The organism is Escherichia sp. E14S1, from assembly GCF_004211995.1.
Lineage (GTDB): Bacteria > Pseudomonadota > Gammaproteobacteria > Enterobacterales > Enterobacteriaceae > Escherichia.
In genome coordinates, this window is record NZ_RHJQ01000008.1 from 297,149 (window position 1) to 309,023 (window position 11,875).

General features: G+C 52.0%; 11 protein-coding genes. 4 read left to right on the plus strand and 7 right to left on the minus strand.

What is annotated here, in order from left to right; all coding sequences use genetic code 11:
- The first annotated feature begins 62 nt into the window (after positions 1–62).
- Positions 63–662 carry a 5'-deoxynucleotidase gene (gene yfbR, locus D9734_RS10265; RefSeq protein WP_130207221.1) on the plus strand — a complete coding sequence of 200 codons (600 nt, stop codon included), beginning with the start codon at positions 63–65 and terminating at the stop codon, positions 660–662.
- Positions 663–722: 60 nt separating this feature from the next.
- Here yfbR and D9734_RS10270 read toward each other — a convergent pair whose 3' ends face one another.
- From D9734_RS10270 to yfbV, 4 genes are all read right to left on the minus strand, one after another.
- On the minus strand, positions 723–2,555 hold the full coding sequence (locus tag D9734_RS10270) for an SLC13 family permease (RefSeq protein WP_130207223.1): 1,833 nt from the start codon (positions 2,553–2,555) through the stop codon (positions 723–725).
- A gap of 86 nt (positions 2,556–2,641) precedes the next feature.
- Positions 2,642–3,292 (minus strand): hexitol phosphatase HxpA, encoded by a 651-nt coding sequence (gene hxpA, locus D9734_RS10275; protein ID WP_130207225.1) that lies wholly within the window; start codon positions 3,290–3,292, stop codon positions 2,642–2,644.
- A gap of 10 nt (positions 3,293–3,302) precedes the next feature.
- Positions 3,303–3,797 (minus strand): YfbU family protein, encoded by a 495-nt coding sequence (locus tag D9734_RS10280; RefSeq protein ID WP_064526599.1) that lies wholly within the window; start codon positions 3,795–3,797, stop codon positions 3,303–3,305.
- Positions 3,798–3,880: 83 nt separating this feature from the next.
- A complete protein-coding gene (gene yfbV / locus D9734_RS10285; protein ID WP_000106627.1) occupies positions 3,881–4,336 on the minus strand; it encodes a terminus macrodomain insulation protein YfbV in 456 nt (151 codons plus the stop codon).
- Positions 4,337–4,674: 338 nt separating this feature from the next.
- Here yfbV and ackA point away from each other — a divergent pair, with 338 nt between their 5' ends.
- The 3 genes from ackA (at position 4,675) to yfcC (ending at position 9,806) form a co-directional block, all read left to right on the plus strand.
- Positions 4,675–5,877 carry an acetate kinase gene (gene ackA / locus D9734_RS10295; RefSeq protein WP_130207228.1) on the plus strand — a complete coding sequence of 401 codons (1,203 nt, stop codon included), beginning with the start codon at positions 4,675–4,677 and terminating at the stop codon, positions 5,875–5,877.
- 73 nt (positions 5,878–5,950) lie between these two features.
- Positions 5,951–8,095 carry a phosphate acetyltransferase gene (gene pta, locus D9734_RS10300; RefSeq protein WP_130207230.1) on the plus strand — a complete coding sequence of 715 codons (2,145 nt, stop codon included), beginning with the start codon at positions 5,951–5,953 and terminating at the stop codon, positions 8,093–8,095.
- 190 nt (positions 8,096–8,285) lie between these two features.
- A complete protein-coding gene (yfcC, locus tag D9734_RS10305) occupies positions 8,286–9,806 on the plus strand; it encodes a putative basic amino acid antiporter YfcC (RefSeq protein ID WP_130207232.1) in 1,521 nt (506 codons plus the stop codon).
- Between the two features lie 204 nt (positions 9,807–10,010).
- Here the strand turns inward: yfcC and yfcD are convergent, their stop codons facing one another.
- From yfcD to yfcF, 3 genes are read right to left on the minus strand one after another with little or no spacing between them, the layout of a single operon-like run.
- On the minus strand, positions 10,011–10,553 hold the full coding sequence (gene yfcD, locus D9734_RS10310; protein ID WP_130207234.1) for an NUDIX hydrolase YfcD: 543 nt from the start codon (positions 10,551–10,553) through the stop codon (positions 10,011–10,013).
- Between the two features lie 58 nt (positions 10,554–10,611).
- Entirely contained in the window at positions 10,612–11,163 is a 552-nt protein-coding gene (gene yfcE, locus D9734_RS10315) for a phosphodiesterase (RefSeq protein ID WP_064526570.1), read from the minus strand.
- Between the two features lie 55 nt (positions 11,164–11,218).
- Positions 11,219–11,863: a glutathione transferase gene (gene yfcF, locus D9734_RS10320; protein WP_130207236.1), complete on the minus strand. Its 645-nt coding sequence runs from the start codon at positions 11,861–11,863 to the stop codon at positions 11,219–11,221.
- Positions 11,864–11,875: the final 12 nt, after the last annotated feature.

Genomic DNA, 11,875 nt, shown 5'->3' on the forward strand with positions numbered 1-11,875 from the left:
TTGCATCCGGCAGTGTTATCCCCCCACAATGATCTCATGAAGTCATCACACGCAAGGTCGTTATGAAGCAGAGCCATTTTTTTGCCCATCTCTCCCGTCTGAAACTCATTAACCGCTGGCCGTTAATGCGCAATGTACGGACAGAAAATGTGTCTGAGCACAGTTTGCAGGTGGCGATGGTCGCCCATGCGCTGGCTGCCATTAAAAACCGTAAGTTTGGCGGAAATGTCAACGCTGAACGCATCGCTCTGCTGGCGATGTACCACGATGCCTCTGAAGTACTCACCGGCGATCTCCCTACCCCAGTGAAATATTTCAACTCGCAAATCGCTCAGGAATACAAAGCCATTGAAAAAATCGCCCAACAAAAGCTGGTCGATATGGTTCCGGAGGAGTTGCGGGATATTTTCGCGCCATTAATCGATGAAAATGCGTATAGCGATGAAGAAAAGTCGCTGGTGAAACAGGCTGATGCACTTTGTGCCTATCTGAAATGTCTGGAAGAGCTCGCAGCCGGAAATAATGAATTTTTGCTGGCAAAAACGCGGCTGGAAGCGACGCTTGAAGCGCGCCGCAGCCAGGAGATGGACTACTTCATTGAAGTCTTTGTTCCCAGCTTCCAACTATCGCTCGATGAGATTAGCCAGGATTCGCCGCTGTAAGCAGACAGATACCAGCCGACGCAGCCTGATAAGACGCGCCAGCGTCGCATCGGGCTCTCGTTAAAACGGAAACAGCATCGGAATCATCACCACGCAAACCGCCATCACAATAACGGTGAACGGTACTCCCAGCTTCACAAAATCACTAAAGCTGTAATTTCCCGGCCCTAAAACCAACGTGTTAACCGGTGAGGAAACTGGCGTCATAAAGGCGGCGGATGCTGCCATCGCCACCACCATGGCAAATGGATACGGCGAGACGCCCATTGTTTTAGCCGCGGCCAGCGCAATCGGCGCCATCAACACAGCCGTTGCCGTATTCGAAATAAACAAACCAATCACCGCCGACAAGACAAACAAACAGCCAAGCATCATATGCGGCCCGTAACCGCCGCCGATGTCCATTAACCCTTTCACCGCCAGCGCGACACCGCCTGTTTTCTGTAGCGCTACCGCGAACGGCATCATCCCAACGATCAAAATAATGCTCGGCCAGTGAATGGATTTATAGGCGCTTTCAGCATCGATACAGCGGAATTTCCCCATCAGCAGGCAGGCAATGATAGCCGCGATGGGATTAGGGATTTCATCAGTCAGCATTAACGCCACCATCAACACCAGACAGAAAATGGCATGGGGTGCCTGACTGTGCGCAGGCGATGCTTCACTCACTTCTTCCGGTAAGTTCAGCGCCACGAAGTCGCGGCCCTGTTTTGCCAACATACCGATAAGCTTCCAGTTACCGACGACCAGAATGATATCGCCCAGCAGCAGAGGCTCATCCGCCAGCGAACCTTCTAGCGCCACGCCGTTGCGTTTCAGGCCCACCACATTCAGTCCGTAGCGCGTACGAAAGCCAATTTCGCGCACCGATTTACCAATCAACTCAGACTCAGGAATTAATGAAATCTCCGCCATGCCAACATCAAGGGCTTGATCGGAAAAATACTCGCCGCGCAGCACCATCGGTTCCAGCAATTGTTCACTACAAAATTGTCGGAGATCGACATCAGCCGCAGACATATCAATAAGCAAAACGTCACGCGCCCGGAATTCAGAAACCCCGTTCACGTTCACAATAACGCGACGAAAACGCCGCCAGCGTTCAACACCGATGACGTTAGCGCCATAACGTTCACGTAATTTGAGATCGTCCAGCCGCTGGCCAATCATCGGCGAACCGGGACGAATGGCCAGGCGACGCGCGCGCCCGGTAAGTCGGTATTCACGGATAAGATCGCGGAAGGTACGACGCGTCCAGCCTTCGCGCGGCGGGGTCTGGGCATCCCCTTTCAGCATGAAACGCATCACTAACATATACAAGATGCCCAGCACCAGTACGACCAGGCCGATGGGGGTTACGCTAAAGAAACTAAAACCATGATAGCCTTCACGCAGCAATTCACTGTTAATCACCAGGTTAGGTGGCGTTGCCACCAGCGTCATCATGCCGCTGATCAGCCCGGCAAAACTTAACGGCATCATCAGGCGCGACGGCGACGTTTGCATGCGCATAGCGACGCTTAACACCACAGGGATAAAGATAGCGACGACGCCCGTTGAACTCATAAACGCGCCAAGGCCCGCAACGGTCAGCATCAACAAAACCAACATTTTGATTTCACTGTTGCCTGCCACTTTAACCAGCCATGTCCCCATTACAGTGGCGACACCCGTGCGGACTAAACCATCGCCAATAATAAACAAGGCGGCGATCAGTACCACGTTAGGATCGGAAAAACCGGAAAACACTTCAGGGACGGTCAGCGTACCGCTTAATGCAAACGCAACAATGACAAACAAAGCGACCGCATCCATACGCACTCTGCCAGTCGCAAACAAGACGATGGCAACCGCCAGTAATGAAAGAACCCAGATCAATTCACCGTTCACAACGTATCCTTGTTAATTGAGGGGGATGGCCTGATTCTGCCACAAAAAAGCCCCGTCGGGACGGGGCTAAATCATGATCTGGCGTTTCACGCAATAATAACGTCACCATTTGGCTGTTTGATCACAGTAATTTGTTCCAGACTATGGAGGACCAAATCTACCTCATTCAGACGCGGCGTCTCAGTCGGCGCATTGACTGCGATAACCTTGCAACCCGCCGCCAGGCCAGAAAGCACACCAGCGGGCGCATCCTCTACCACCACGCATTCCTGCGGCGCAAGGCCCAACAGTTGTGCACCTAACAGATATGCATCCGGCTCTGGTTTTCCACGTTTAACCCGCTCTGCGGTAACAAACACTTCCGGCGCGGGAAGTCCGGCGACTTTGTGACGTGCTCGCGCAACAGGCATGGAACCAGAAGTGACAATGGCCCACGGAATCCCCGCTTTATTCAAATGATTGAGTAAAGCTATCGCCCCTGGGAGTGCGGTAATACCTTCGGTTTCCGTGGCCTCGATTTGTTCCAGACGGGTAAACTCGGCGGCAATTTCCGTCTCCGATTTGCCCATCATGAAATGGCGCAGAGACGTAATCGCCTGTTTACCATGAATAAACGCCAGCACATCTTCCGGTGCTAGCCCATGACGTCTGGCCCAGTTGCTCCACGCCCGCTCTACCGCGGGCAGAGAATCCACCAGCGTTCCATCCAGATCAAACAGAAAACCTTTACACCGCACGCGGGCCTCCTCAGGCGTTGATGATTTGGTTAATTTCGTTAGCGCTCAGGTGATACTGACGCGGGCAGGCATGCCAGACATTCAACATGCGCAGATATTTCTCCCACATTGGCGTCTGGGCATTAAAACCGTGAGTTCCGGCATCAAAATGGGTGTAACGCCCTTCAACGTTAACCATAAAGCGGACATAACCGAGATAACGTGCTTCGGTGGCGGCGTCAAAGCCGAGGAAGGTGACACGACGTTCATCGATGGATTGCTGGTCCTGTAAATTAGACCAGGAAACATGCAGCGCGTGATACATCTCCATAATGTCGATGATAGTGCGGCAGGTTTCTTCTTTCAGCTCGCCAAACTCGCGATCCAGTTCACGCATTTGTAAACCATAACCACGCTCAATGATTGTTTGCAGGCGACGGTAACGTTCAGCATTTGCCGGATCGAGCATAGTCATCATTTTGTACTGGTTAGACAAAATAAGACGTTGCGCGTTGGTCATTTCCATTGTTGACTCCTGTATCACTCTACTACGGTGAAAAAAAAGAAGGCCGATGTCTGCCTTCTTTTATATGCGTAATCAGGGGTCAATTACAAATCATCAAGGAAAGTTTTATCCAGTTGTTTGAAGGCGCGCTTAAGCGTGTCAGCTAATGCCTGGTAATCTGGCTTGCCTTCAACAGGTGCCAGCACCTGTCCAGACTCCTGCAATTTACCGCGAACTTCATAAAACCAGTTGAGGATTGCAGGTGGTAATGGCGTTACAGAACGCTTGCCCAGCCACCACAGTCCCTGCATGGGTAAGCTTAGGGCGAACAACGCAGTGGCGACTGCCGGACCAAGCTGACCGCCCAGCGCAATCTGCCAGCAGAGAGTAAACACGGCGATCGGCGGCATAAAGCGGATCGCATAGCGCGTCATCTTAATGACACGATTCTCAACAAAGACCGGGGCAAGGCGTTTTTCCAGCGGCCACGTCTTTGAGTAATGCTGTCCCCGGCGAAACAAGCTAAAAAAATTAACAGAACGATTATCCGGCGTTGACATGCTTCACCTCAACTTCACATATAAAGATTCAAAAATTTGTGCAAATTCACAACTCAGCGGGACAACGTTCAAAACATTTTGTCTTCCATACCCACAATCAGGTATCCTTTAGCAGCCTGAAATGGCCGAGTAGTACATATTCATTGAGTCGTCAAATTCATAAACATTATGCCATTGGCTGAAAATTACGCAAAATGGCATAGACTCAAGATATTTCTTCCATCATGCAAAAAAAATTTGCAGTGCATGATGTTAATCATAAATGTCGGTGTCATCATGCGCTACGCTCTATGGCTCCCTGACGTTTTTTTAGCCACGTATCAATTATAGGTACTTCCATGTCGAGTAAGTTAGTACTGGTTCTGAACTGCGGTAGTTCTTCACTGAAATTTGCAATCATCGATGCAGCGAATGGTGAAGAGTACCTTTCTGGTTTAGCCGAATGTTTCCACCTGCCCGAAGCACGTATCAAATGGAAAATGGACGGCAATAAACAAGAAGCGGCTTTAGGTGCAGGCGCCGCTCACAGCGAAGCGCTCAACTTTATCGTTAATACTATTCTGGCACAAAAACCAGAACTGTCTGCGCAGCTGACCGCTATCGGTCACCGTATCGTACACGGCGGTGAGAAGTATACCAGCTCCGTAGTGATCGACGAGTCTGTTATTCAGGGTATCAAAGATGCAGCTTCTTTTGCACCGCTGCACAACCCGGCTCACCTGATCGGTATCGAAGAAGCACTGAAATCTTTCCCGCAGTTGAAAGATAAAAACGTTGCTGTATTTGACACGGCGTTCCACCAGACTATGCCGGAAGAGTCTTACCTCTACGCCCTGCCGTACAACCTGTACAAAGAGCACGGCATCCGTCGTTATGGCGCGCACGGCACCAGCCACTTCTATGTAACTCAGGAAGCGGCAAAAATGCTGAACAAACCGGTAGAAGAACTGAACATCATCACCTGCCACCTGGGCAACGGTGGTTCCGTTTCTGCTATCCGTAACGGCAAATGCGTTGATACCTCTATGGGTCTGACTCCGCTGGAAGGCCTGGTAATGGGTACTCGTTCTGGTGACATCGATCCGGCGATCATTTTCCACCTGCACGACACCCTCGGCATGAGCGTTGATGCCATCAACAAACTGCTGACCAAAGAGTCTGGCCTGCTGGGTCTGACCGAAGTGACCAGCGACTGCCGCTATGTTGAAGATAACTACGCGACGAAAGAAGACGCGAAGCGCGCAATGGACGTTTACTGCCACCGCCTGGCGAAATACATCGGTGCATACACCGCGCTGATGGATGGTCGTCTGGACGCTGTTGTATTCACCGGTGGTATCGGTGAAAACGCAGCGATGGTTCGTGAACTGTCTCTGGGCAAACTGGGCGTGCTGGGCTTTGAAGTTGATCGCGAACGCAACCTGGCTGCACGTTTCGGCAAATCTGGTTTCATCAACAAAGAAGGTACCCGTCCTGCGGTGGTTATCCCAACCAACGAAGAACTGGTCATCGCGCAAGACGCGAGCCGCCTGACTGCCTGATTTCACACCGCCAGCCCAGCTGGCGGTGCTGTTTTGTAACCCGCCAACCGGCGGTAACGAAAGAGGATAAACCGTGTCCCGTATTATTATGCTGATCCCTACCGGAACCAGCGTCGGTCTGACCAGCGTCAGCCTCGGCGTGATCCGTGCAATGGAACGCAAAGGCGTTCGTCTGAGCGTTTTCAAACCTATTGCTCAGCCGCGTACCGGTGGCGATGCGCCCGATCAGACAACGACTATCGTGCGTGCGAGCTCTTCCACCACGACAGCCGCCGAACCGCTGAAAATGAGCTACGTTGAAGGTCTGCTTTCCAGCAATAAAAAAGATGTGCTGATGGAAGAGATCGTCGCGAACTACCACGCTAACACCAAAGACGCTGAAGTGGTTCTGGTTGAAGGTCTGGTACCGACACGTAAACACCAGTTTGCCCAGTCTCTGAACTACGAAATCGCCAAAACGCTGAACGCGGAAATCGTCTTCGTTATGTCTCAGGGTACTGACACCCCGGAACAGCTGAAAGAGCGTATCGAACTGACTCGTAACAGCTTCGGTGGTGCCAAAAACACCAACATCACTGGCGTTATCGTTAACAAACTGAACGCACCGGTTGATGAACAGGGTCGTACTCGCCCGGATCTGTCCGAGATTTTCGACGACTCTTCCAAAGCTAAAATCAACAATGTTGATCCAGCGAAGCTGCAAGAATCCAGCCCGCTGCCGGTTCTCGGCGCTGTGCCGTGGAGCTTTGATCTGATCGCGACTCGTGCTATCGATATGGCACGCCACCTGAATGCCACCATCATCAACGAAGGCGACATCAACACTCGCCGCGTGAAATCTGTAACTTTCTGTGCACGCAGCATTCCGCACATGCTGGAGCACTTCCGTGCAGGTTCTCTGCTGGTAACTTCCGCAGACCGTCCTGACGTACTGGTTGCCGCTTGCCTTGCTGCAATGAACGGCGTAGAAATCGGCGCCCTGCTGCTGACTGGCGGCTATGAAATGGACGCGCGCATTTCTAAACTGTGCGAACGCGCTTTCGCTACCGGCCTGCCGGTATTCATGGTGAACACCAACACCTGGCAGACTTCTCTGAGCCTGCAGAGCTTCAACCTGGAAGTTCCGGTTGACGATCACGAGCGCATTGAGAAAGTTCAGGAATACGTTGCTAACTACATCAACGCTGACTGGATTGACTCTCTGACTGCCACTTCCGAGCGCAGCCGTCGTCTGTCTCCGCCTGCGTTCCGTTATCAGCTGACCGAACTGGCGCGCAAAGCGGGCAAACGTATCGTTCTGCCGGAAGGCGACGAACCGCGTACCGTTAAAGCAGCCGCCATCTGTGCTGAACGTGGTATCGCAACTTGCGTACTGTTGGGTAACCCGGCAGAGATCAACCGAGTTGCAGCGTCTCAAGGCGTAGAACTGGGCGCAGGCATTGAAATCGTTGATCCGGAAGTGGTTCGCGAAAAATATGTTGCTCGTCTGGTCGAACTGCGTAAGAACAAAGGCATGACCGAAACCGTTGCCCGCGAACAGCTGGAAGACAACGTGGTTCTCGGTACCCTGATGCTGGAACAGGATGAAGTTGATGGTCTGGTTTCTGGTGCTGTTCACACTACCGCAAACACCATCCGTCCGCCGCTGCAGCTGATCAAAACTGCACCGGGTAGCTCTCTGGTATCTTCCGTGTTCTTCATGCTGCTGCCGGAACAGGTTTACGTTTACGGTGACTGTGCGATCAACCCGGATCCGACCGCAGAACAGCTGGCTGAAATCGCCATCCAGTCCGCGGATTCCGCCGCAGCCTTCGGTATCGAACCGCGTGTGGCTATGCTCTCCTACTCCACCGGTACTTCTGGTGCAGGTAGCGACGTAGAGAAAGTTCGCGAAGCAACTCGTCTGGCGCAGGAAAAACGTCCTGACCTGATGATCGACGGCCCGCTGCAGTACGACGCTGCGGTAATGGCTGACGTTGCGAAATCTAAAGCGCCGAACTCTCCGGTTGCAGGTCGCGCTACCGTGTTCATCTTCCCGGATCTGAACACCGGTAACACCACCTACAAAGCGGTACAGCGTTCTGCCGACCTGATCTCCATCGGGCCGATGCTGCAGGGTATGCGCAAGCCGGTTAACGATCTGTCCCGTGGCGCACTGGTTGACGATATCGTCTACACCATCGCGCTGACTGCGATTCAGTCTGCACAGCAGCAGTAATCTCGTCATAATCCGCAGCCTTACTGCTGCGGATATCAGAACCGGAAATAGCCACTATTTCCGGTTTTTTATTCTCTTAATTTGCATTACTCCTTTCTGATTATCTTGCTTAACTGCGCTGCATCAATGAATTGCTTCATCTCACTTTGCATACTTACCACTTTGTCTTGTGCAAGGGAAAATTTGCGCTATGTCAGCAATCACTGAATCCAAACCAACCAGAAGATGGGCAATGCCCGATACTCTGGTGATTATCTTTTTTGTTGCTATTTTAACCAGTCTCGCCACCTGGGTTGTTCCGGTGGGAATGTTTGACAGTCAGGAAGTGCAATATCAGGTTGATGGTCAGACAAAAACACGCAAGGTTGTAGACCCTCACTCATTTCGCATTCTGACCAACGAGGCGGGCGAACCAGAGTATCACCGTGTACAACTGTTCTCGACGGGCGATGAACGCCCCGGCCTGATGAACTTCCCGTTTGAAGGGCTAACCTCTGGTTCGAAATATGGGACCGCCGTTGGCATCATCATGTTTATGCTGGTGATTGGCGGCGCGTTTGGCATCGTGATGCGTACAGGAACTATTGATAACGGCATCCTGGCGCTTATCCGCCACACACGAGGGAATGAAATTCTTTTCATTCCGGCGTTATTTATTCTCTTTTCACTCGGCGGTGCGGTATTTGGCATGGGGGAAGAGGCAGTCGCCTTTGCCATCATCATCGCGCCACTCATGGTACGGCTGGGTTATGACAGTATCACCACCGTCCTGGTAACCTATATCGCTACGCAAATCGGTTTTGCCAGCTCGTGGATGAACCCGTTCTGCGTGGTCGTCGCCCAGGGGATCGCTGGTGTTCCGGTGCTTTCTGGCTCCGGTTTGCGCATCGTGGTATGGGTAATCTCTACTCTGATTGGCCTGGTCTTCACCATGGTGTACGCCTCACGGGTGAAAAAGAATCCTCTGTTGTCACGCGTTCATGAGTCCGATCGTTTTTTCCGCGAAAAACAGGCGGATGTCGAACAGCGCCCATTTACCTTTGGTGACTGGCTGGTATTAATTGTTTTAACCGCCGTCATGATCTGGGTGATTTGGGGCGTTATTGTCAATGCCTGGTTTATTCCTGAAATTGCCAGCCAGTTCTTCGCTATGGGTCTGGTAATTGGCATCATCGGCGTTGTCTTCCGTCTGAATGGTATGACGGTAAACACCATGGCTTCATCATTTACCGAAGGCGCGCGAATGATGATAGCCCCCGCCCTGCTGGTTGGTTTCGCCAAAGGGATTTTGCTGCTGGTAGGTAACGGCGAAGCCGGTGATGCCAGCGTACTGAATACCATCCTCAACAGCATTGCCAATGCCATTAGCGGCCTTGATAACGCAGTCGCGGCGTGGTTTATGCTGCTCTTCCAGGCGGTATTCAATTTCTTCGTGACATCCGGTTCTGGTCAGGCAGCGTTAACCATGCCGTTACTGGCACCGCTTGGCGATCTGGTCGGCGTTAACCGTCAGGTTACCGTGCTGGCCTTCCAGTTTGGCGATGGCTTCAGTCATATCATTTACCCGACCTCGGCTTCGTTAATGGCCACGCTCGGTGTTTGCCGGGTGGACTTCCGTAACTGGATAAAAGTGGGGGCAACACTGCTTGGGCTGCTGTTTATTATGTCCAGCGTGGTGGTGATAGGCGCCCAGTTGATGGGCTACCATTAAAAACGTTAAGAGCCGCGATTGCGGCTCTTAGATTGATGACAACGGAAAAATTGCCTGATGCGCTACGCTTATCATGCCTACATGGCCCATGCAATATATTGAATTTGCAATATTTTGTAGGCCGGATAAGGCATTTACGCCGCATCCGGCATAAACAAAGCGCACTTTGTCTACAACCTGAGAGCCGCAACTGCGGCTCTTTTTTCATTCTGCCGTTTCAGTCTCTACGGCTTCATTGTTGGCATTGCGCTTCATCCACAACGCCAAAGCTTTTAGCGAGTCTGGTGTGAACTCATCGCAACGAGCGGTGATTTCTTCTGGCGTCAGCCAGCAGACCTCGCTGACTTCATCTTCCTGAAGGGCGAAAGGGCCGTGAGAAACACAGCTGAACAACGCGCCCCAGACACGGCAATTTTTATCTTCGAAATAGAACTGCCCGTGCTCGGCAAAGGGGACACCGGCAATGCCCAACTCTTCTTCCGCTTCGCGACGTGCGGATTCCAGCAGTTGTTCATCAGCCTGGACCACACCACCAGCAGTAGCATCTAACATGCCGGGTAAAAAGTCTTTTGTCTCGGTACGACGCTGGACCAGAATTTTGCCCATACCATCATGCACGACGATGTAAGTTGCACGATGACGCAGACACTGTGCCCGCATTTGTTCCCGGCTGGCTTGTGCAATGACTTCGTTATCTTCATTGACAATATCCACCCATTCAGTACTTGCCAAACGACGCTGTTCCATTATCAGGAAACCTTCTTTTTCTGGCGCTCTTACGGCGCATTTTGAGTTGTTGGGTAAATTACGGATTAATCGCGACCTGCGCAATGATACTTTGATCATTGAGTGCGATTACGCTTAGTACGTCATCTTCGAGCATGCCGTAGCTCGCCAGATTGCCGCCTTTCGGAATGCTAACCGAACCGGGGTTGAAGTGGAAAATCTCCCCCCGCTGCTCCGCCACCGGCAGATGGGTATGACCATACACCAGCACGTCGTTCTGGTTTAACGCCGGCAGATTATCCGGGCCAAACAGATGCCCATGTGTCAGAAACAGGCGCTGTTTTTCCAGCAACACCTGTTGCCATGGCGCGGTCATTGGGAAATGCAGCAGCATTTGGTCCACTTCACTGTCGCAGTTGCCACGTACAGCGATGACTTTATGCGCCACTTCATTCAAGCGTTCCGCCACCTTTGCCGGCGCATAGCCCTCCGGTAAAGCATTGCGTGGGCCGTGATTCAACACGTCGCCAAGAATCACCAGCCACTGCGCGCCGCTTTGGGCAAACAACTCCAGTACACGTTCCGTCGCCGGTAACGACCCATGAATGTCCGATGCAAACATCAGTTTCATCACTCACTCCTCGTCGAAAAAACGTAAGCTATGATACTGGATTCTGTCGCTGCTATCAGCCAGATTGCTTTGCTGAAAGTGCAATAAAACGCTGAACTGAAGCACGCTGCCACTGGAATGCCGCATAATCCACCATACGCTCCGGCACCTCATCGCCGTGCAGCACCAGACGATTAATCATTAGCGCTAAATCAGTGTCGGCAATGCACCACTCGCCAAACAAATTAGGCTGGTTATGCGTCAGTAAATGTTCTGCCATTGCGAACAATTTCTGCGCGCTGGCTTTTCCCTCCGCCGTTAGCGGTGCTTTTTTTGCGCCAGCAAAAACGACATCCGTCGAACGCTCTTCACGCAGAGGCATCAGGTCGCTCCGCAGCCATGCCTGAATCTGCCGTGCACGCGCCCGGTTTTGCAGATCCAATGGATAAATGCGTTCCCAGGTCGGCGGCGCAAAACGGTCTTCCAGATATTCCGCTATGGCAGAGGATTCACTCAACTCAAAATCATCAATCTGTAACAAAGGCACGCGGCGTGTCTGCCCGTAACCTTGCCACGTCGGCTGTAAATGTTCACCGCTGTCAAGGTCGATAGTCTTTATATGAAAAGGTAGTCCTTTCTCCTGCAACGCCACCCAGGCAGATAACACGTAGGGGGAGAAAAAATGGGCATCTGACCAAAGCGTGATAGCGGGTTTACTCATTATATCCTCGGC